This is a genomic window from Microbacterium sp. NPDC056003 (assembly GCF_042274785.1).
Lineage (GTDB): Bacteria > Actinomycetota > Actinomycetes > Actinomycetales > Microbacteriaceae > Microbacterium.
Genome location: NZ_JBHJXQ010000001.1, coordinates 1281078 through 1301875 on the forward strand (window position 1 = coordinate 1281078; position 20798 = coordinate 1301875).

21 protein-coding genes are annotated in these 20798 nt (G+C 69.7%); 15 read left to right on the forward strand and 6 right to left on the reverse strand.

The window, feature by feature from the left end; genetic code table 11:
• The first annotated feature begins 24 nt into the window (after positions 1-24).
• The gene (locus ACFC1W_RS05900) at positions 25-1575 is read left to right on the forward strand and encodes an aldehyde dehydrogenase family protein (RefSeq protein ID WP_375989771.1); all 1551 of its coding nucleotides are present in this window, start codon (positions 25-27) and stop codon (positions 1573-1575) included.
• Between the two features lie 94 nt (positions 1576-1669).
• Positions 1670-2083 (forward strand): DUF779 domain-containing protein, encoded by a 414-nt coding sequence (locus ACFC1W_RS05905; RefSeq protein ID WP_375989773.1) that lies wholly within the window; start codon positions 1670-1672, stop codon positions 2081-2083.
• 53 nt (positions 2084-2136) lie between these two features.
• Here ACFC1W_RS05905 and ACFC1W_RS05910 read toward each other — a convergent pair whose 3' ends face one another.
• A complete protein-coding gene (locus ACFC1W_RS05910; RefSeq protein WP_375989775.1) occupies positions 2137-3339 on the reverse strand; it encodes a hypothetical protein in 1203 nt (400 codons plus the stop codon).
• 76 nt (positions 3340-3415) lie between these two features.
• Here ACFC1W_RS05910 and ACFC1W_RS05915 point away from each other — a divergent pair, with 76 nt between their 5' ends.
• The 6 genes from ACFC1W_RS05915 to rplI all read left to right on the forward strand — a co-directional run bounded on the left by ACFC1W_RS05915 (position 3416) and on the right by rplI (position 6760).
• Complete coding sequence (locus ACFC1W_RS05915) at positions 3416-4609, forward strand: acyl-CoA dehydrogenase family protein (RefSeq protein ID WP_375989778.1); 1194 nt, start codon at positions 3416-3418, stop codon at positions 4607-4609.
• A 178-nt stretch (positions 4610-4787) separates the two neighbouring features.
• A complete protein-coding gene (locus tag ACFC1W_RS05920; RefSeq protein ID WP_375989781.1) occupies positions 4788-4955 on the forward strand; it encodes a hypothetical protein in 168 nt (55 codons plus the stop codon).
• Between the two features lie 130 nt (positions 4956-5085).
• Complete coding sequence (gene rpsF, locus ACFC1W_RS05925; protein ID WP_191764917.1) at positions 5086-5469, forward strand: 30S ribosomal protein S6; 384 nt, start codon at positions 5086-5088, stop codon at positions 5467-5469.
• A gap of 5 nt (positions 5470-5474) precedes the next feature.
• Positions 5475-5984 (forward strand): single-stranded DNA-binding protein, encoded by a 510-nt coding sequence (locus tag ACFC1W_RS05930; protein ID WP_375989783.1) that lies wholly within the window; start codon positions 5475-5477, stop codon positions 5982-5984.
• A gap of 57 nt (positions 5985-6041) precedes the next feature.
• Positions 6042-6296: a 30S ribosomal protein S18 gene (gene rpsR, locus ACFC1W_RS05935; RefSeq protein ID WP_045301896.1), complete on the forward strand. Its 255-nt coding sequence runs from the start codon at positions 6042-6044 to the stop codon at positions 6294-6296.
• 11 nt (positions 6297-6307) lie between these two features.
• Entirely contained in the window at positions 6308-6760 is a 453-nt protein-coding gene (gene rplI, locus ACFC1W_RS05940; RefSeq protein ID WP_191764912.1) for a 50S ribosomal protein L9, read from the forward strand.
• Positions 6761-6883: 123 nt separating this feature from the next.
• Here rplI and ACFC1W_RS05945 read toward each other — a convergent pair whose 3' ends face one another.
• Together ACFC1W_RS05945 and ACFC1W_RS05950 are read right to left on the reverse strand one after the other, a co-directional pair.
• Complete coding sequence (locus ACFC1W_RS05945; protein WP_375989786.1) at positions 6884-8119, reverse strand: hypothetical protein; 1236 nt, start codon at positions 8117-8119, stop codon at positions 6884-6886.
• An 89-nt stretch (positions 8120-8208) separates the two neighbouring features.
• On the reverse strand, positions 8209-9204 hold the full coding sequence (locus tag ACFC1W_RS05950) for a hypothetical protein (protein ID WP_375989788.1): 996 nt from the start codon (positions 9202-9204) through the stop codon (positions 8209-8211).
• 560 nt (positions 9205-9764) lie between these two features.
• On the opposite strand from ACFC1W_RS05950, the gene dnaB reads away from it, so the two are divergent.
• The 4 genes from dnaB to ACFC1W_RS05970 all read left to right on the forward strand — a co-directional run bounded on the left by dnaB (position 9765) and on the right by ACFC1W_RS05970 (position 15299).
• A complete protein-coding gene (gene dnaB, locus ACFC1W_RS05955; RefSeq protein ID WP_191764910.1) occupies positions 9765-11144 on the forward strand; it encodes a replicative DNA helicase in 1380 nt (459 codons plus the stop codon).
• A 530-nt stretch (positions 11145-11674) separates the two neighbouring features.
• Positions 11675-13942 carry a HelD family protein gene (locus ACFC1W_RS05960; protein ID WP_375989791.1) on the forward strand — a complete coding sequence of 756 codons (2268 nt, stop codon included), beginning with the start codon at positions 11675-11677 and terminating at the stop codon, positions 13940-13942.
• A 188-nt stretch (positions 13943-14130) separates the two neighbouring features.
• Complete coding sequence (locus ACFC1W_RS05965; RefSeq protein WP_375989794.1) at positions 14131-14889, forward strand: class I SAM-dependent DNA methyltransferase; 759 nt, start codon at positions 14131-14133, stop codon at positions 14887-14889.
• A 29-nt stretch (positions 14890-14918) separates the two neighbouring features.
• Entirely contained in the window at positions 14919-15299 is a 381-nt protein-coding gene (locus ACFC1W_RS05970) for a PPOX class F420-dependent oxidoreductase (RefSeq protein WP_375989797.1), read from the forward strand.
• A 3-nt stretch (positions 15300-15302) separates the two neighbouring features.
• Here ACFC1W_RS05970 and ACFC1W_RS05975 read toward each other — a convergent pair whose 3' ends face one another.
• The gene (locus ACFC1W_RS05975; protein WP_375989800.1) at positions 15303-15755 is read right to left on the reverse strand and encodes a hypothetical protein; all 453 of its coding nucleotides are present in this window, start codon (positions 15753-15755) and stop codon (positions 15303-15305) included.
• Positions 15756-15920: 165 nt separating this feature from the next.
• Here ACFC1W_RS05975 and ACFC1W_RS05980 point away from each other — a divergent pair, with 165 nt between their 5' ends.
• The 3 genes from ACFC1W_RS05980 to ACFC1W_RS05990 all read left to right on the forward strand — a co-directional run bounded on the left by ACFC1W_RS05980 (position 15921) and on the right by ACFC1W_RS05990 (position 18423).
• Positions 15921-17303: a pyridoxal phosphate-dependent decarboxylase family protein gene (locus ACFC1W_RS05980; protein WP_375989803.1), complete on the forward strand. Its 1383-nt coding sequence runs from the start codon at positions 15921-15923 to the stop codon at positions 17301-17303.
• 83 nt (positions 17304-17386) lie between these two features.
• Positions 17387-18100: an acyl-CoA synthetase gene (locus ACFC1W_RS05985; protein ID WP_375989806.1), complete on the forward strand. Its 714-nt coding sequence runs from the start codon at positions 17387-17389 to the stop codon at positions 18098-18100.
• Entirely contained in the window at positions 18097-18423 is a 327-nt protein-coding gene (locus ACFC1W_RS05990) for an amino acid transporter (protein ID WP_375989809.1), read from the forward strand. The genes ACFC1W_RS05985 and ACFC1W_RS05990 overlap by 4 nt, the downstream gene beginning before the upstream one ends.
• A 266-nt stretch (positions 18424-18689) precedes the next feature.
• Here the strand turns inward: ACFC1W_RS05990 and purB are convergent, their stop codons facing one another.
• Entirely contained in the window at positions 18690-20087 is a 1398-nt protein-coding gene (gene purB, locus ACFC1W_RS05995; protein WP_375989812.1) for an adenylosuccinate lyase, read from the reverse strand.
• Between the two features lie 36 nt (positions 20088-20123).
• Positions 20124-20630, reverse strand: a complete 507-nt coding sequence (locus ACFC1W_RS06000) for a low molecular weight protein-tyrosine-phosphatase (RefSeq protein ID WP_375989814.1) — start codon at positions 20628-20630, stop codon at positions 20124-20126.
• Positions 20631-20798: the final 168 nt, after the last annotated feature.

Here is a 20798-nt window from a genome sequence, read left to right on the forward strand (position 1 = left end):
GCGCCAGCGTCGAAGGAGACCAGCATGACCATCGTCGAAGAGGGCGTGTCGAGCGTCTACGCCGCCCCCGGGCAGCGCGGCTCGATCGCCGACTACCGTCCCCGCTATGGCCACTACATCGGCGGCGAGTGGGTGGAGCCGATCAAGGGCCAGTACTTCGAGAACATCAGCCCCGTCAACGGCAAGCCGTTCACCGAGGTCGGCCGCGGCACCGTGGAAGATGTCGACCGCGCCGTCGACGTCGCGTGGAAGGCGTTCGAGTCGTGGAAGCGCACGACCCCCGCCGAGCGCGCCGTGATCCTCAACAGGATCGCCGACCGCATCGAGCAGAACCTCGAGAAGATCGCCGTCGCCGAGACGTGGGAGAACGGCAAGCCCGTCCGCGAGACGCTGGCCGCCGACATCCCGCTCGCGGTCGATCACTTCCGCTACTTCGCCGGCGTGCTGCGCGCGCAGGAGGGTTCGCTGAGCCAGCTCGACGAAGACACCGTCGCCTACCACTTCAACGAGCCCCTCGGTGTGGTCGGCCAGATCATCCCGTGGAACTTCCCGATCCTCATGGCGACGTGGAAGCTCGCGCCCGCGCTCGCCGCAGGCAACTGCGTCGTGCTGAAGCCGGCCGAGCAGACGCCGGCATCCATCCTGTTCCTGTTCGACATCATCGGCGACCTCCTCCCCGCCGGCGTCGTGAACATCGTGAACGGCTTCGGGATCGAGGCGGGGGCGCCGCTCGCTCAGCACAAGCGCATCCGCAAGGTCGCCTTCACCGGTGAGACCACCACCGGCCGCCTCATCATGCAGTACGCGTCGCAGAACCTCATCCCGGTGACCCTCGAGCTCGGCGGCAAGAGCGCCAACGTCTTCTTCGAGGACGTCGCCCGCTCGACGGACGACGGGTACTACGACAAGGCGCTGGAGGGCTTCACCTTCTTCGCGCTCAACCAGGGCGAGGTGTGCACCTGCCCGTCGCGCGCGCTCATCCAGCGCTCGATCTACGACCGCTTCCTCGGCGACGGGCTCGAGCGCGTATCGAAGATCGTGCAGGGCAATCCGCTGGACCCGGCGACGATGATCGGCGCGCAGGCATCCAACGACCAGCTCGAGAAGATCCTGTCCTACATCGACATCGGCACGCAGGGCGGCGCGAAGCTGCTCGTGGGCGGCGAGCGGGTCGACCTCGGCGGCGACCTCAGCGAGGGCTTCTACGTCGCGCCGACGGTGTTCGAGGGCACGAACGACATGCGCATCTTCCAGGAGGAGATCTTCGGGCCGGTCGTCTCGGTCACGTCGTTCGACGACTTCGACGACGCGATCTCGATCGCCAACGACACGCTGTACGGCCTGGGCGCCGGCGTCTGGAGCCGCTCGGGAGACACGGCCTACCGCGCCGGTCGCGCAATCGAGGCCGGACGCGTCTGGACGAACACTTACCACCAGTACCCCGCGCACGCGGCGTTCGGTGGGTACAAGCAGTCCGGCATCGGCCGTGAGAACCACCTCAAGATGCTCGACCACTACCAGCAGACGAAGAACCTGCTCGTGTCGTACGCCGAAGGCGCGATGGGCTTCTTCTGATCGGACCTGCCCGGGTGGAGCGATCCCACGCGCTCCATCCGGGTTGTCCGAGTTCCGGCGACCCACGTCGCACGACGCCGCGAAAGGACCCGCGATGACAGACGCCGAGACCCGCATCCGCTCACGGGTGGCGGTGACGGATGCTGCGGCATCCCTTCTTCGTCGGCTCACGACGCAGCACGGCCCGCTGATGTTCCACCAGTCCGGCGGATGCTGCGACGGGAGCGCACCGATGTGCTTCCCGGTCGGGATGTTCCTCGTCGGCCCGTCGGACGTGCGCCTCGGGTCGCTCGACGTCGGGCTGGACGACGCGATCGAGGTCTACATCTCTGCGGCGCAGTTCGAGTACTGGAAGTACACCCACCTCACGATCGACGTCGTGCCGGGCCGCGGCGCAGGGTTCAGCGTCGAGGGCCCCACGGGCAACCGGTTCATCATCCGCAGCCGCATGCTCGACGATGCCGAGCTCACGCACTTCGGGCTGGCACCGCAGGTCGCTGCGGACTGACGCACGTCGCCCGGCAGGGTGGCGCCGGGCGCGCCCAGGTACGCGGCCGGGTCTCAGCGGAAGAACAGACCGAGCACGCCGGTCTGCGAGACGATCCACCACAGCACCACGGCGCCCATCGCGATGATCGACACCCATGGCACGCCGCGCTGCAGCCGGCGTCCTTGCGGGGCGACGCCCGGCGGCGGACGCAGCGCATCGAGCGGAGCGACGAAGGGCACAGCGGATGCCGCGTCCCCGGCCCCGATCGACGCCGCGGTCGCGGCATCCGTCCTCACCTGCGCCTGCGCGCGCAACCGGTCGTCGCGCCAGCGCGCCCACTGCGCGAACTTGTCGAGCAGGGCGCCGACCACCGAGAACAGCCATGCCCACGTCGCCGGGTCGAGCGTCGAGAAGTCGCGCTTCGCATAGAGGAAGAGCCAGTCGTCGACGATCTCGACGTCGAGTGCCGCGGCGTTGTCGATGAAACGCGCCATGATGTCGGGCGTGAACAGGTAGAGGGCGTCGGGCTCGTAACCCTGCGGGCAGTAGAGCGAGAAGTACTCGTCGAAGTCGCCCTCCAGGCTCAGGCGCTGGTCCTTGTCGAAGGTCGCGGGCAGGTTCGACCCGAAGATGCCGTTGTTGCCCTTCGCGTCGAGCACGATGTGCGGCAGAGGCACGTCGAGCTTCACCGCCACGTAGCCCCAGGTGTGCGTCGTCTTGTTCTTGCCGGACCCGGTGGTGTAGCGGTAGTTCGCGAATTCGACGAAACGCGGACGGTCGCCGCGCACGAGGTCGCTGGCCTGCCGGGCGCTGCCGATGCTGAAGATCATGCCCGGCAGTCCGGGGCTGTCGAACCGGGGCTGGTAGCTCATCCCGTTGGCGCGCGCGAAGCGGTCGAGCCGGAACATCCTCACGGCGGCGGTGCGCCCGGCGGCCGTGAAGCCGACGACCGCGAGCGTGATCGCCACGCCGATCACCAGGAACGGCAGCACGCCGAACAGGGCACCGGTGAAGCCGCCGCCCTCGCCCACGGCGCCCGCGAGCGACGTGAAGATCGAGACGAACATCGTGACGAACACCGACCCGAACGCCACGACGAAGACGCCCACCACCACCAGGACCACGGCACTCGATCCGGTGAACATCCCCGGCACGCGACCGCTCTCGCGAAGCCGCTTGGCGTACGCGCGCGCCTCGGCCGCGTCGACAGGCTCGACGAGAGGCCGCGCGTCGAACGGGTAGGACGGGGCCGTCGCTGCGCTCGGGAGGGTCATGCCTTCACGCTACCCGGGCACGCCGACGCAGCCCCTCCCGGCAGAATGGGCGACGAGAACCCCAGAGGAGGCGGCGATGGAGCCCCGGAACCCCGACGACCTCGAGGCGCTGCGCGAGGCATCCGACATCCTCGGAATCGACGCGCTGCTGAGCGACCACGAGCGGGCCACCCGCGACCGCGTGCGCGCGTTCGTCGACGACGAGATCCGCCCGCACATCGCGGGCTGGTTCGATCGCGCGCACTTCCCGGTGGAACTCGCGCGCGGGTTCGGCGAGCTCGGTGTGCTCGGAATGACCCTGAAGGGCTACGGATGCCCCGGCCGCAGCAACGTGGAGTACGGCCTCGCCGCGCTCGAGCTCGAGGCCGGCGACTCCGGGCTGCGCACCTTCGTGTCGGTGCAGGGCTCGCTCGCCATGGGCTCGATCCACCGGTGGGGATCGGAGGAGCAGAAGCAGGAATGGCTGCCGCGCATGGCATCCGGCGAGGTGATCGGCGCCTTCGGACTCACTGAGCCGACCGCCGGATCCGATCCCTCGAGCATGACGACCTTCGCACGCCGCGACGGTGCCGACTGGATCCTGTCGGGCGCCAAGCGCTGGATCGGTCTCGCGACGATCGCCCAGCTCGTCGTCGTGTGGGCGCAGACCGACGACGGAGTGCGCGGGTTCCTCGTGCCGACCGATGCACCCGGTTTCGAGGCGACGGTGCTCGAGCCGAAGGGATCGATGCGGGCGTCGATCCAGGCCGAGCTGCACTTCGACGACGTGCGGCTGCCGGCATCCGCTCTCCTTCCGGGGGCCAGCGGCCTGCGCGGTCCGTTCTCGGCACTCAACGAGGCGCGGTACGGCATCGTCTGGGGAGCACTCGGCGCGGGCCGCGACAGCTACGAGGTCGCGCTGCGTCACGCGCTGCGTCGACAGCAGTTCGGGGTGCCGTTGGCGTCGTTCCAGCTGACGCAGCAGAAGCTCGTGAACATGGTCGTCGAGCTGCAGAAGGGTGCGCTGCTCGCCCTCCAGATCGGACGGGCGAAGGATGCCGGCACCCTCACTCCGGCGCAGGTGTCGCTGGGCAAGCTCAACAACGTGCGGGAGGCGATCGCCATCGCGCGCGAGGCGCGGACGATCCTGGGCGGCGACGGCGTGCTGCTCGAGAACTCGCCCATCCGCCATGCCGCGAACCTCGAGTCGGTGCGCACCTACGAGGGCACGGACGAGGTGCACACGCTGATCCTCGGGCAGCACCTCACCGGCATCGGGGCCTTCCGGTGACGCCCGCCCCCTCCCCTCCTCCCTCCCCCGCCCCTTCTTCGGGCGGCGAGACGACGCGATCGCGACGAGACGTCGGCTCCGGAGGGGCGTCTCGTCGCGATGACGTCGTCTCGGCACGGGAAGGCGGAACAGGGCCGCTCGCCGGGCTGAGCGGGCGCGCCTCCTCGGCCTCGACCCGGTGATCGGCGCCGGAGAGGCCCAGACGCCGGGGGTGCGGCATCCGATCTCCCTCTCTTCGACGCCCGCGCAGTACCCGCTTGCAACGCCGTCGCGCGATGCCGACCGGGCGTGGGTGCTCGAGCTGCTCGAGGCCGGCGGCGGAGATGCGGGTGGATTCGGCGGCTGACCTGGCATCCGGTACCATAGGAGGGTTGTCCGCACGCGCCCCTGTGCGCGGGAAGCCGGATGACGTGCAACACACCCTCCTGCTGCCGGGAAATGCCCGACAGCCGTTCAAGTCCGAAGGAGGTGGGTTAGTGACGCACCAGTACGAACTCATGGTCATTCTGAACCCTGAGATCGACGAGCGCCAGGTCGCTCCGAACCTCGACAAGTTCCTCAAGGTCATCACCAACGATGGTGGCTCGATTGAGAACATCGACATCTGGGGTCGCCGCCGTCTGGCGTACGAGATCCAGAAGAAGACCGAGGGCATCTACGCCGTCGTGAACTTCACCGCTACGAGCGAGACCACTCAGGAGCTCGACCGTCAGCTCAACCTCAACGAGCAGGTCATGCGCACCAAGGTGCTCCGCGCCGAAGAGGCGATCGCCATGATCGCGTCCGAGAAGGCCCGCGCCGACGAGAAGGCCGCCCGCAAGGCCGCCCGTCCCGCGAAGCCCGTCAAGCAGGACGCGTAACGACGATGGCCGGCGAGACGATCATCACCGTCGTGGGCAACCTCACGGCTGATCCCGAGCTGCGCTACACGCAGAACGGTCTCCCCGTCGCGAACTTCACGATCGCGTCGACGCCGCGCAACTTCGACCGCCAGGCGAACGAGTGGAAGGACGGCGAAGCGCTGTTCCTCCGCGCGAGCGTGTGGCGCGAGTTCGCCGAGCACGTCGCGGGCTCGCTGACGAAGGGCTCCCGCGTCATCGCGACCGGTCGCCTGAAGCAGCGCAGCTACGAGACGCGCGAGGGCGAGAAGCGCACCGCGATCGAGCTCGAGATCGACGAGATCGGCCCCTCGCTCCGCTACGCGACCGCTCAGGTCACGCGTGCGGCAGGCGGCGGCGGTCAGTCCCGTGGTCAGGCGCAGGTCGCCGACGAGCCGTGGTCGACCCCCGGTTCGTCGAACGCCTCCGGTGGCAGCGCCGGTGGCGGCGACGCGTGGGCTGCCCCGGGCGCCTACGGCGACGACACCCCGTTCTAAACGACATCCGGATGCCGCGGCATCCGTTGAATCTCATCTCTCAGTAAGGAAACACCCATGGCTGGAAAGGCAACCGGCGACCGCCGGAAGCCGCGGAAGGGCGCGAAGAACGCTGCCCCCGCGAAGGCGATCCGTGTCGGTCTCATCGACTACAAGGACGTCGCGACTCTTCGCAAGTTCATCTCGGAGCGTGGCAAGATCCGCGCCCGTCGTATCACCGGTGTCTCGGTGCAGGAGCAGCGTCTGATCGCCAAGGCGATCAAGAACGCGCGCGAGATGGCGCTCCTGCCCTACGCTGGCGCTGGCCGCTAAGGAGCACCGCAATGGCAAAGCTGATTCTCACGAATGAGGTCGCCGGGCTCGGTAGCGCCGGTGACGTGGTCGAGGTCAAGAACGGGTTCGCCCGCAACTACCTCATCCCCCAGGGCTTCGCGGTCGCGTGGACCCGTGGCGGCGAGAAGCAGGTGGCGTCGATCCGCGCCGCCCGTGACGCTCGCGCGATCCACGTCCACGAAGAGGCCGTGGCCCTCAAGGACGCCCTCGAGTCCAACAAGGTCCGCCTGGTCGTCAAGGCCGGCGCCGAGGGCCGTCTGTTCGGCTCGGTGAAGACCGAGGCCGTCGCCGACGCCGTCAAGGCCGCCGGCCTGGGCGAGCTCGACAAGCGCAAGATCCACATCACCTCCCCGATCAAGTCGGTGGGCGAGCACGAGGCGACGGTCCGTCTGCGCGACGACCTCACCGCCGTGATCACCCTGCAGGTGGTTGCTGCCAAATAGTACGCAGCGAACGAGAGCGGATGCCGCGGACCTTCGGGTCCGCGGCATCCGCCGTTTCGCCCCTCCGCAGTCGGATGCCGCGAACCCCCCGGTCGCGACATCCGCCTGGTCTGTGCGCGCGGGTCAGGCCGTGCGCCGCCGAGACCCGAGCGCCGTCGCGCCCGCCGCGAGCAGCACCATGCCCAGCAGCAGCGCGGGGAGCGCGCCCATCCCTCCCGTCTCGGCGAGTGCGGCGGCGCCGGCCACGGCCGGCGAACCGGTCACGCTGGCACCGGCCGGCGAACCGGTCACGTCGCCGCCGTCAGCGGACACATCGGTGCCGTTCGGGTCAGCCGGACCGGCCGGGCTGACCGGGCCGACAGGGTCGGTCGGGTCGCTCGGGTCCGTCGGGGCGGCGGGATCCGTCGGACCGGTCGGGTCGGTGGGATCCGTCGGGTCGACCGGCGCCGCGGGGACGACCGTTGTGCTGTCGCCGATGACCGAGACGGCGTTGCCGCCGGCGGTGACCGGCGCGGCGATGGGTGCGATCACCTGGGTGCCGCCTGCGATCGAGTCGGTGCCGTCGGTATCGCCCCCGGTGGCCGTGCCGGCGCCGCCGGTCGAACCCGGCGCCGTCGTGGCGCCCGAGCTGGCGCTGTCGCCGATCACCGAGATGGCGTTGCCCCCGACGTTCACCGGTACGGCGACGGGAGCGACGACCTGCGTGCCGCCGGCGATCGAGTCCTGTCCGTCCGTGATCGTCTCGGTGGCCGAACCGCCGCCAGGGGTGCCGACCGTGCTCGCCGAGTCCGCGCCGGCACTGTCGCCGACGACGGAGACGGCGTTGCCGCCCACCGTGACAGGCACGTTCACCGACACGACCCCCTGGGTGCCCGAGAGCAGCCCGTCCGCGCCGGACGTGGTCGCCGGAGCGGCCGCGGGCGCGGCCGCTCCGGGCTGAGCGGGAGCCGGGGTCGCGGCATCCGTCGATGAAGAATCACCGACGACCGAGATCGCGTTCCCCGACACGGTGACCGGCACCGTCGCGGTGACGAGCGCCTGTGTTCCCGAGGCCGCGCCGTCCTGGCCGCTGGTGCTCGCCGCCGGTGCGGGAGCCGGGGCCGCCGGTGCGGGAGCCGGGGCCGCCGGTGCGGGAGCCGGGGCCGTGGCGGCCGAGGTCTGGCTCGAGGAGTCGCCGATGACCGACAGCGAGGTGCCGCTGATCGTCACCGGGAGGTTCACGTCGAGGAGGGCCTGGGTGCCCGAGAGCAGTCCGTCCTCCCCCGTGGTCTCGGCCGCGTTGGCGACCGTTGCGCCGAGCAGCGTGATGCCTCCGGCGAGAAGCGTGCCCACCAGGGCGCGCTTGATGAATGTACGCATGATGTTTCCCCTTCGATGTGACTGATGTGTCGTGGCGCGCGAGGGTGCGCGCCGATGCTCGTTCGCCTCGAGGAGGCGGGAGGAGCGGATCAGTCAGGGGAGACGTCGGTGGATCCTGCAGGCGCCGGCGGCGCGAGGTCGTCCTCCGGTCCGGCACGACGCCCCCAGGCACGGAGAACGGCGAGTGGACCGACGGCGACGAGCGCCCAGGCGCCGGAACCCGCACCACCGGGTCCCGAGGAAGAAGCAGTCGGCGGGCAGAGCTCTCCCGCCGGAGTGGAGGGTCCACGGGCGTCAGACGACGCCGCGGACGACGCGACAGCGGCGGGCGGAGCGGCGAAGCCCTCGTGCGCTCCGTCCCAGAACAGCAGACGAGCGGATGCCGCGGCCCCGCCGATCGCGGGCGCCGCAGCCATGTCTGGGCCGAGCCCCGGTGCCGAGGCGACCGGCGTCTCGGCACCGGCCGGCTGGTCGGAGTGGTTTGGACCCGGGAGCACCGGATTCGCCGGTGTCACCGAAGGGAGCCCGGGCGTGCCGACGGGCGGCTGACCGATGGCGGAACCGGTGTCGGTGACCGCTCCGGTGAGTCCGCCGATCGTGTCGTCGACAGTGCCGCTGACGTCGGTGACGGCCTGGTCGAGGCCCGTCCCGGTGACGATACCACCGACCACCGGAACCTGGATGATCACGTCCACGACGGGGGTGGTGACGGTGCCCACGACGTCGTTCGAGACGACCTCGACGACCGGCTTCGTGACGGTGTTCACCGTCGCACCGGCAGTCTGCGCGACCTGCCGCACGGGCTGCTGCGCCGGAGGGGGTGCCACCTCGACGACCGTGTTCACCACGTCGGTGACGGTGGAGGTGGTCCTCGTCACGGTCGTGGTGACCGTGACCGCCGTGCGGTCGGCGGCAGAGGTGACGGCACCCAGCAGACCCGTGCCGTCGTCATCGCCCTCCTCCGCGTGCGCGAACCCGGAGCCGAGCCCGAGCAGCAGCGAGAGGACGAACCATGCGAACACGGTCGCGGCCCCGATGAGGGCCGGCCGCCAGATCCTCGGCAACTGCGAGGCAGCGATCTCCATGTTCACCTCCCACGACGAACAGCGTCACGCATTCCGAGCGGAATGCGCCTGAGGGTGCCTGGACGGAACAGGTTAGCGCTCTCCCCCAGCGGTGTCCAGGGTCTTCTCGCGGGCGATCGTCGGAAGGACGGTTGCTCACAAGAGCCGCGGAATTGTGCACAGGGGGCCATCCGACGGGCAACCTTCAAGCGCGACTTCAACCACATCGCCCTCCACAACCTGTGGAATCGGGAATGCCTGGTCAAGAGACCTTTCTCTCGGGTGACACCGCCGACCTGCCCGCGTTCTCCACAGGTGTTGTTCACAGGTCTATCGGCGTTTCACGCAGTCTCTCCACAGAGTTATCCACAGCCTCTGTTGCGGCTGTCGGAACCCCTGCCTACCGTGGACTTCGGCACTCCGGGGGAGAGCACGGCACGTCTGAGACGACGAGGTCCGGGTCAGCGCCGGCTCTCCCGCCGCACCCGCTTCACGACAGCCGTGTTCCTTCTGCGGCGCGTGCGCACCCGACTCGGCGAGCCGCCCGGACGGAACCCGAACACATGGAGGATCCTGCATTCATGTCGATCGCCGACATCTCCGAAGAGCGCATGGGCGGCGGACCCCGTGAGTTCGAGCGGACTCCCCCGCACGACCTCCTCGCCGAGCAGAGCGCGCTCGGAGGCATGTTGCTGTCGAAGGATGCCGTGGCCGACGTCATCGAGACGCTCCGCGGCGCCGACTTCTACATCCCGAAGCACGAGCTGATCTTCGAGGCGATCCTCACCCTCTACTCGCACGGTGAGCCGACCGATGTCGTCGCGGTCACCGACGAGCTGATCAAGACGGGCGAGCTGCAGCGCGCCGGCGGTGCCGACTACCTGCACACGCTGACCTCCATCGTCCCGACCGCCGCCAACGCGGGGTACTACGCGTCCATCGTCTCGGAGCGTGCGCTGCTGCGCCGCCTCGTCGACGCCGGCACCCGCATCGTGCAGATGGGCTACTCGGGTCAGGGCGAGGCGCTCGACCTCGTCAACAATGCGCAGGCCGAGATCTACTCGGTCACCGGCGCCGAGGCCGCAGAAGACTACGTGCCCCTCACGATCGCCGTCGACGCGGCCGTGGAGGAGATCGAGGCGGCCCGCGGTCGCGACGGCCAGATGACCGGCATCCCGACCGGTTTCTCGGGTCTCGACCAGCTCACCAACGGTCTGCACCCCGGCCAGATGATCATCATCGCCGCACGACCCGCCATGGGTAAGTCGACTCTCGCCCTCGACTTCGCGCGGGCCGCGGCGATCAAGCACGACATGCCGACGATCTTCTTCTCCCTCGAGATGGGGCGCAGCGAGATCGCGATGCGCCTCATGAGCGCCGAGGGATCGATCCCGCTGCAGGCGATGCGCAAGGGAACGCTCGACTCGCGCGATTGGACGACGATCGCCGCGACGCGAGGTCGCATCAACGACGCGCCGCTGTACATCGACGACAGCCCGAACATGACGCTCGTCGAGATCCGCGCGAAGTGCCGTCGTCTCAAGCAGAAGGCCGGGCTGAAGATGGTCGTGATCGACTACCTCCAGCTCATGACGAGCGGCAAGCGCGTCGAGTCGCGTCAGCAGGAGGTCTCGGAGTTCTCGCGTGCCCTCAAGCTCCTCGCGAAGGAGCTGCAGTGCCCGGTGATCGCGCTGTCGCAGTTGAACCGTGGTCCCGAGCAGCGCGCCGACAAGAAGCCCGCGCTGTCCGACCTCCGTGAGTCGGGCTCGATCGAGCAGGACGCCGACATGGTCGTGCTCCTGCACCGCGAGGCCGCGTATGAGAAAGAGTCGCCCCGAGCGGGCGAGGCCGATCTGATCGTGGCCAAGCACCGCAACGGGCCCACCGACACGATCACCGTGGCATTCCAGGGCCACTTCTCGCGCTTCACCGACATGGCACCGGCAGGCGACTTCCAGTAGTGCTGGTTCGGGTCGGAGTTGTCCATTTCGCAGATGAAATGTCGACGGTGTGTCCATCTGGACGTCTCGGTGGTCGGGTTGGTGACGCGGCGTTGGCGTCGCGTGGACGAATCGGCTTATGCCGGACAGGTATGAAGTAGAACCACTTCTCAACTGGAGGCACCATGTCCCTCGATCCCCTGGACGCGCTGCTGGATCGCTCAGCCCCTGCTGCACGCGCGGCAGATCCCGCTGCCTTGCACGCGATGATCGCGGCTGCCGCACAGGAAGCACGGCCACCGCGACGTCGTCGACGCTTCGAGCGCCGTCGATCGGCACTTGCTCGCAGTCGATGCGCGAAGGCGAAGGCCGATTTGAGGGCGGCGCTCGGCGCAATCGTGCCAGTGGGGTGAACTGTCGGGCCGACCCCACGCGCCTCTTCCCTTTCCATTATCGCTGACGAGAGGGGCCTTGTGGCAAGGGCCCCCTCGTGCGGCAGAATCGCAGGTCGCGGTGGATTTCTTGCGCCGACGTGAGGGGGATTCGGACGGATGACCGGGACGGGCGAGAGCGCTTTCGATCTTGCGGAGGAACTGCGGCGGAAGGCGAGCGCGACGCTGATCGCAGACGACGAGCGGCACTTCGCGACGATCCGCGCAACGCTCGCGAGGGAGGTCGCCGAGGTCGAAGCGCGCCTCCATGCGCTGCGTCGCCAGCCGGTGCACGGCGGCCAGACCGTGCTCGAGCGGGACCTGGACATCCGCAGACTCTCATCGCGTGTCAACGTGCTGCGCAGGTTCGGCATCGACGCGTGTCTGGGTCGTCTCGTCCATGAGGACGGATCGACGACCTACATCGGCCGATTCGGGCTCGGCGGAGACGATGACCAGCGCCTTCTCGTCGATTGGCGGGCGCAGGCGGCCGAGCCGTTCTTCGCCGCGAGTCCCGCCGAGCCGATGGGGATCACGAGTCGCCGTCGCTACCGCTGGAAGGGCGGGCGGGTCGTCGACTACTGGGATGAGGTGTTCGCGCCGGACGGCGTCGATCGCACGGCCGCTCTCGACGACGACGCGGCGTTCATCGCGAGCCTCGACGCCCGCCGCTCGTCTCGAATGCGGGACGTGCTGGCGACCATCCAGGCTGACCAGGACGCCATCGTGCGGGCCGGTTCGCGGGGCGCGCTGGTCGTGGAAGGCGGACCGGGCACGGGGAAGACGGTCGTCGCGCTGCATCGGGCGGCGTACCTGCTCTACTCCGAGCCTCGACTCAGTGACGAGGCGGGTGAGGGAGGATTGCTGTTCGTCGGACCTCACCGCCCGTATGTCGCCTACATCGATGACGTGCTCCCGAGTCTCGGCGAGGAAGGCGCGGTCGTCGCGGCCCTCGGTGACCTCGTGGCGACGAGCGGTGCCCCGCGGGGCGAATCCGATCCGGTCGTGCGAGCGATCAAGGCCGACGGACGCCTCGTGGATGCTGTCGAGAGGGCCGTGCGGATGTGGCAGAAGCCGCCGACACGGGACGTAATCGTCGAGACCGCGTGGGGTGGGATGCGCGTCAGCGCCGCCGACTGGGCCGAGATCTTCGATCACGAACCGGATGCCGCGCACAACGAGGTGCGCGAGCGCGCGTGGGAGCGGCTGCTCGACGTGCTCGCCGATCGCATCCATGGGGCCGTCGGTGACGACGAAGGCTCGGCGGATCACCGGTGGGACGAGGGGTGGGGCGACGCAGGAGCCGGCATCGACGACGAACGCCCCGACGGCGACCGGAGTGGCGAGGGCGAGTTCGACGCCTACGACCTGGCGGACACGGAGAGGCAGGATGCTCGGAGCATCCTGCAGAACGACGACGAACTCCGGATCCTCTTCGACCGCGCCTGGCCGCTGCTGGATCCCGACAAGCTCCTGCGAGGCCTGTGGTCGTCACCCGCGATGCTGCGCATGTGCGCGCCCTGGTTGGGTGACGACGAGGTTGCGGCGCTGGTGGGGGCGCAGCATCCGGAGTGGACCTATGCGGACCTTCCGCACCTGGATGCCGCACGACTGCTCGTCGGTGACCCGCGGGCGCACGTCGAGCGGCAGCGAGCGAAGCAGGACGCTGCCGCCGCGGACCGGCTCATGGCCGACGTCATGCGCGACCTCATCGCGACCGACGACTCCGAGATGAGAGTCATGTCGATGCTTCGCGGGCAGGATCTGCGAGGTGTGCTCGAGCAGTCGGTCGCTGTGACCGCCGATCCGCTCGCGGGCCCGTTCGCGCACATCGTCGTCGACGAGGCGCAGGAGCTCACCGATGCGCAGTGGCGGATGCTGCTGCGCCGGTGTCCGTCGCGGAGCTTCACGATCGTCGGCGACCGGGCCCAGGCGCGCCGCGGCTTCGCCGAGTCGTGGGAAGAGCGGCTGGCTCGGAGCGGCCTCGACGCGGTGACCGTGTCGACGCTGACCGTCGGCTACCGCACGCCCGCCGAGGTGATGGAGGCGGCGGCGCCGGTGATCCGCTCGGTCCTGCCCGACGCGAGCGTGCCGGTCGCGATCCGCAGCACCGGGATTCCGGTCCGGCGAGGTGAGATCGCCGAGCTCGGCGAGATCGTCTCCGGCTGGCTCGCCGCGAACGATCGGGGGACGGTGGCGGTGATCGGTCACGACCAGACGGCCGCTGCGGAGCGGGTCAGCGCGCTCACGCCCCAGCTCGCCAAGGGGCTGGAGTTCGACCTCGTCGTCGTGGTCGACCCCGACTCGTTCGGAGGAGGGATCACGGGGGCGGTCGACCGATACGTGGCCATGACGCGCGCAACGCGAGAGCTCGTGCTCCTCGAATGAGTGCCCCGGTGGGTGCGGAGCATCCTGCACGACTCGCGCGGCGCAGGCCGGCACGGTCGGTATGCCGTGCAGCGGCCGGTCGCGTCGGCGATCTGCACGGTCGGGCTGATAGGTAGTAGGCCACCCGTGCGCGCCCGTTCGTGGGCGCACCTGTTGACCACGCCGGCCCATCGGGCCAGGATGGCCCGATGGTCGACCAGCAGAGGCTCTGGGATGCCGAGGTCGCGCAGAGCTATGACACCCCCGGCGAGGGGATGTTCTCCGCCGACGTGCTCGGCCCGACCGTCGACGTGCTCGCCGAGCTCGCGCACAGCGGACGAGCAGTCGAGTTCGCTGTCGGCACCGGACGCATCGCGATCCCGTTGCGCGACGCCGGTGTCGAGGTCGTCGGCATCGAGCTGTCGACGGCCATGATCGCGCGCCTCCGCGAGAAAGCGAGCGCCGAGCGGCTGCCGGTCGTCGAGGGCGACATGACCACCGCCTACGCCGGCGAGGGGTTCGCGCTCGCCTACCTCGTGTACAACACGATCTCGAACCTGCTGACGCAGGAGGCCCAGGTCGAGTGCTTCCGCAACGCGGCACGCCACCTCGCCCCCGGCGGATGCTTCGTCATCGAGCTGTGGGTGCCCGAACTGCGGGCACTCGCGCCCGGTTACCGCGGCACGGTGGAGGTGAGCGAACCCGGCTATCTGCTCGTCGACACGGTCGACACGCTGCAGCAGCTGATCGTCTCCCACCACGTGCGCTTCGGCCCCGAGATCACGGGCAGTCGCGAGGCCCGCATCGGGCGGTCGCCCCACCGTTACATCTGGCCGAGCGAACTCGACCTCATGGCGCGCCTCGCCGGCTTCGAGCTCGAGTCCCGGTGGGCGGACTGGGACCGCAGCGCCTTCACCGGCGAGTCTCGCAGCCACGTGTCGGTGTACCGGCTCCCGGCGAAGGGCTGAGCACCGCCGCCGCGTGCGAGGCTGGACCGGTGCTGACCGACGACGCCCTCGAGTTCCTCCGCGAGTACCACCTCGCCACCCTGTCCACCCTCGGGCGCGACGACCGCATCCACGCCGTGCCCGTCGGCTTCACCTACGAGGACGGTGTGGTGCGCGTGATCGGCACCCGCGGCACGCAGAAGTTCCTCAACGCCCAGCGGCGCGGCCGGGCGACGATCTGCTCGGTCGACCGCGCGCGCTGGATCAGTTTCGAAGGCACTGCACGGATCAATGAAGAAGCGGATGCCGTCGCCCACGCCGTCGAGTTGTACGCGGCGCGCTACCGCCAACCGCGCGTGAACCCCGAGCGGGTCGTGCTCGAGCTGACCGTCGAGCGCGTGCTCGGCTCGCCCCGGTTCCGCGCCGCCTGACGCCTACGAGACCGCCTTGGTCACGAGCTCGGTGACCCGCTTCTCGACGGTGTCGTTCCAGTCGAGTACGGCGAACGCGGTCGCCCACATGTCGCCGTCGTCGAGGTGGGAGGGGTGCTCGAAGCCCAGCGTCGCGTAGCGGGTCTTGAACTTGTCGGCAGGCTGCACGAAGACGACCATCTTGCCGTCCGCGTTGGCGAAGCCCGGCATGCCGTAGTAGGTCTTGCCGACGAGCTCGGGGGCGACCTCTCCGACGACCTTCACGAGTCCTTCGCAGATCTTCTTGTCACTGCCGTCCAGCTTCGCGATGGCGTCGAGCACGGACTTGAGCCCCGCTTCCCGGTTCTTCCCGGCCTTCTCCTGTGCCCGCAGCTCTTTGGCGCGCTCTTTGACGGCGGCGCGCTCTTCGGCGGACAGTCCGCTCGTCGTCTCCTTCGACGTTGCCTTCTCGCTCATGCCGTTCTCCTTCACGGTGTGCGGTCGGCCCTGCGACCTCGAGCTTCACGCTACGCAGGGGCCGCGGCATCCGCTTCTCCAATCCTGATCAGTTCCCCGACCACCGGAGTGACAACCCGCGCGGCGGGATCTACCGTGGACTGTCACCCGATCCGTGGAGAAGCCATGACCTCGCCAGCCCCCGAGCAGATGCACGCCATCTCCGACGAGACCCGCCACACCGTCGACGACGTGCTCGACTACGCGCGGCGCCGTGCGCTCTACAAGGACGTGCCGCTCGACAAGCCGATGCGTCCGAACGACCTGTCCCGTCTCGCGTCCGGTTCCATCACCGAGGAGGGCATCGGCGCTCGCCGCGCCATCGCACTGTTCGAGAACGTGCTGGCCCCGGCATGCATCTCGACCGACCACCCGGGGTATCTGTCGTTCATCCCCTCCGCACCGAGCAAGGCGTCGCTCGCGTTCGACGTCGTGGTGTCCGCATCCGCGATCTACGGCGGCTCGTGGATGGAGGGCGCCGGCGCCGTCTTCGCCGAGAACGAGGTGCTGCACTGGCTCGCCCGCGAGTTCGGGCTGCCCGCGTCGGCGGGCGGGGTGTTCGTGCAGGGCGGCACGATCGGCAATCTCTCGGCTCTCGTGACGGCTCGGGATGCCGCGCGCCAGCGCAACCGCGACGCGGGCCGCCCCGACCCGGCGCGCTGGGCGGTGCTGTGCAGCGCCGAGGCGCACTCGTCGATCGCGTCCGCCGCTGCCGTGATGGACGTCGACGTCATCACCGCGCCTCCCGGCGCCGACGGGCGTCTGCACGGAGATGCGGTCGCCCGCGCGCTCGACGAGCACGCGGATGCGGTGTTCGCCGTGGTCGCGACCGGCGGCACGACCAACTTCGGCATCGTCGACGACATCGCCGGCGTCGCCGCCGCGACGAAGGCGCACGACATCTGGCTGCACGTCGATGGCGCGTACGGACTCGCGGCCATGCTCGTCGAGGAGCTGCGCCCGGCGTTCGCGGGCGTCGAACTCGCCGACTCGGTGATCGTCGATCCGCACAAGTGGCTTTTCGCGCCCTTCGACGCCTGTGCGCTGATCTACCGCGAGCCCTCCCTCGCGCTGCGCGCGCACACGCAGAAGGCGGAGTACCTCGACACGCTGACCGAGTCGCCGGACTGGAACCCGTCCGACCTCGCGATCCAGCTCACCCGGCGCTCACGCGGTCTGCCGCTGTGGTTCTCGCTGGCGACCCACGGCACCGAGCAGTACCGGGCGACCATCGCGCACGGCATCGACCTCGCCCGGCGCATCGCCGACGAGATCGAGCGGCGAGACGGCCTGTCGCTCGTGCGCGACCCGCAGCTCTCGGTGGTGGTCTTCCGCAGGGAGGGCTGGTCGGCCGTCGATTACCAGGCGTGGTCCGACCGCCTGCTCGAGGAGCAGCGCGGCTTCGTGGTGCCCAGCTCGCACGCCGGCGAGCCGGTGCTGCGCTTCGCGATCATCAGCCCGCTGACGACGTACGAGCTGCTCGTGGAGATCCTCGACTCGCTCGGGTGACCGCCGGCGCCCGAGCCGAGGCGGCCCATCCCAGCGGGCCGAACTAGACTGGAGGCATCCCTTCCGTCTCGCAGGAATCCGCCGTGACCTCAGCTTCTTCCGCCCGCACGTTCGACGTGCGCCACGTGCAGCTCGCACGCGCCGCGTTCGCGGCGCTCGCCGCGGTCATGATCACGTTCTCGCCCGACCACTCCGCGCAGGTCGGGATGTCGGTGTTCAGCGGCTTCGCGATCGCGACCGGCCTCGTGCTGCTCCTCTCGGTGTGGCTCGTCTACCCCGCGGGCCGGCGCTGGCCCGCCGCCTCTCTCGGCGGTGTGACCCTCGTCGCCGGCATGGCCGGCGGCCTGATGCCGCTGCGCACCGTGACGGGGTTCTTCTCCGTCGTGATCGCGTGGGCCCTCGTGAGCGGAGCGCTCGAGCTCATCGCCGGCTGGCGCGGGATGCGGGGTCCGCGTGCCCGGCGCGACATCGCTCCCGGCGTCGCCGACGTGCGCCCGGTCGTGGACCCGGGGCCGCGGTCCGACGCCCGCGACGGCGTCGTGGTCGGGACGGTCGGCGTGCTGCTGGGCATCGCGCTGGCGCTCGTCCCCGCCGGCTACGCACTCACCTACCGCGTCGAGGAAGCGGGCATGACCGGCACCCTGACCGGCATCATCATCGCCGTCGGCATCTTCGGCGTCTACGCCGCGATCGTCGCCGTATACCTGGGGATCGCGGGCTTCTCGCCCCGCAAGGAAGCCGAGGTCGTCACCGAGGCCCCGGCGTCCGCCCCCGCCGAGCAGAAGGATCCCGCGTGAGCGACGACCGCCCCACCCGCCGCGACCTCATGAAGCCCCTGCAGCTGCTCGGGCTCGCGTTCGCGGCCGCCCTGTTCGCCGGCATCGTCACGCTCGTGTCGATGGGCTTCTTCCAGGCAGGCGGAAGCGAGCAGACGCGGGCCGCCCTCGTGCTCGCGCTCATCATCGCCGGCATCACGTTCATCGCCGTGCTGCTGATCGTGTCGCTCCTGCTCCTCGCCGTCGACCCGGCTCAGGTGACGAAGACGATCGACAAGCCGGTGCTCATGCCCGATGAGGATGACCCGTCGGATGCCGCGCCCGGCGCCGGCCCGAAGGCCTGACCCCTTCCGGCCGAGCTCGTAGGCGCGGCCACCCCGCGGGTCGTTGAGCGAGCCAAGCGCCCCGCGCCCCTCGCCACGATGCGCCGTCCGTGGACCCAGTCGCCCTCGCCCAGAACAGGAGATCTGGCGTACGCAGGACGTTTCCCCCCGAATCTTCCTGTCTCCGCCAGATCACCTGTTCTCGGGGACTGCCGGCCTGTTCTCGGGGACTGCCGGCCGGTTCTCGTGGACTCCCGGCCGGCTCCCGCAGGCGAAAGGTCTGAGCCTCAGCCGAGCTCGTCGACCAGCTTCGACGCGAGGCCGTCGTACGTCGCCGGGGTGAGGGCGAGCAGTCGCTCCTTCGCCGCGTCGCCGATGTCGAGTCCGCGCACGAACTCGGCGAGCTCCGCGGCGCCGACACGGCGGCCGCGGGTGAGGTCCTTCAGCAGCGCATAGGGGTCGCTGATCTGCGAGCGACCGGCGGCGATCTCCGCCCGCACGACGGTCTGGATCGCCTCGGCGAGCACCTCCCAGTTCGCGTCGAGATCGGCCAGCAGCACGTCCTCGGCGAGGGAGATCTCGCTCAGCCCGCGCTTCAGGTTGTCGAGCGCCAGCAGCGAGTGGCCGAACGCGACGCCGATGTTGCGCTGCGTCGTCGAGTCGGTGAGATCGCGCTGCAGGCGGCTCGTGACGAGCGTCTGCGAGAGCGTGCCGAGAAGGCCGCCCGCGATCTCGAGATTGGCCTCGGCGTTCTCGAAGCGGATCGGGTTGATCTTGTGCGGCATCGTCGACGAGCCCGTCGCGCCGGCGACGGGGATCTGCGTGAAGTACCCGATGGAGATGTAGGTCCACACGTCGGTGGCGAGATTGTGCAGGATGCCGCCGGCATGCCGCACGCGATCGTAAAGCTCGACCTGCCAGTCGTGCGACTCGATCTGCGTCGTGAGCACGTTGAAGCCGAGGCCGAGACCTTCGATGAACGAGCGGGTGAGTTCGGGCCAGTCGACGTCGGGATCGGCCGACAGGTGCGCCGACCAGGTGCCTGTGGCGCCGGAGAACTTCGCGAGGTAGTCGCCGGCCGCGATCTGGTCGGCCACGCGCGTGAGGCGCCACGCGAACACGGCGAGCTCCTTGCCCATCGTGGACGGCGTGGCGGGCTGGCCGTGGGTGCGGGAGAGCATCGCGGCGTCGCGGTGGCGGACGGCGAGGTCGGTGAGCGCGTCGATGACCGCACGCAGCTTCGGCAGCCACACCCGCTCCACCGCGCGCTGCACCGTGAGTGCGTACGAGGTGGAGTTGATGTCCTCGCTCGTGCAGGCGAAGTGGGTCAGTTCGGCGATCGAGTCGAGCCCCAGCGTCGAGAGGCGGTCGCGCACCAGGTACTCGACGGCCTTCACGTCGTGGCGGGTCACCGCCTCCTTCTCGGCCAGCCAGTCGATCTCGGCCTGGCCGAACTCGAGGTAGAGGGCGCGGAGGCGCGCCTTCTCATCGTCGCTCAGCGGTGATGTGCCGAACAGCGACCGGTCGGTGAGGGCGATCAGCCACTCGACCTCGACCTCGACGCGCGCGCGGTTGAGCCCCGCCTCCGAGAGGTAGTCGGCGAGCCCGGTGACGGCTTCGCGGTAGCGACCGTCGAGCGGGCTCAGCGGCTGCCACGGAAGAGCGGTGGGATGGAGAGAGGTCACGATGCTCCCGTCGAGACGCAGAGGGCGGCGCCGATGTCAGTGCACCGGACGGATCGCGGGTTCGAGCTGCCGGAAGAGCGCCCGGCTCGCACTCTCGATCATACCGAGCACCTCGTCGAACATTCCGGGCCCGGCATAGTACGGATCGGGCACGTCGAGCGTGGTGGCCGATGGATCGAACCGCAGCAGCAGGGCGATCTTGTCGGCGTCCGACTCGTTGCGCGCCCACCCCCGCAGGATGCGCTCGTGGCTGCGATCGAGCGCGATCACGAGGTCGCTGTGGGTGAAGTCGGCGTGGGTGAACTGCCGCGCGCGGTGCCGCGTGCCGTCGTAGCCGGCGCGCGTCAGGGCGTCGATGGTGCGCTGGTCGGCGCGCTCGCCGACGTGCCAGTCGCCGGTGCCGGCGCTCGTCGACGCGACGCGCGAGCCCAGGCCCGCGGCATCCGCGAATCCTCGGAAGACCACATCGGCCATGGGTGAACGGCAGATGTTCCCGGTGCAGACGAAGACCACGCGAAAGGGATCGCCGGGGGTGGCCGTCATGACCTCCATTCTTGCGCGCCGAGAGGGGGGTGCCCAAGAGGTGACGGATGCTGCTCCGCCCGATCTTCACCGAACGTTATCGAACTCTCCTCCAATAGCCCTTTCGGCGCGACACGCGCTCGCCTAGCCTTGCGCCGAAGGCCTACCGGCCTTCTCTCATGTCCAGGA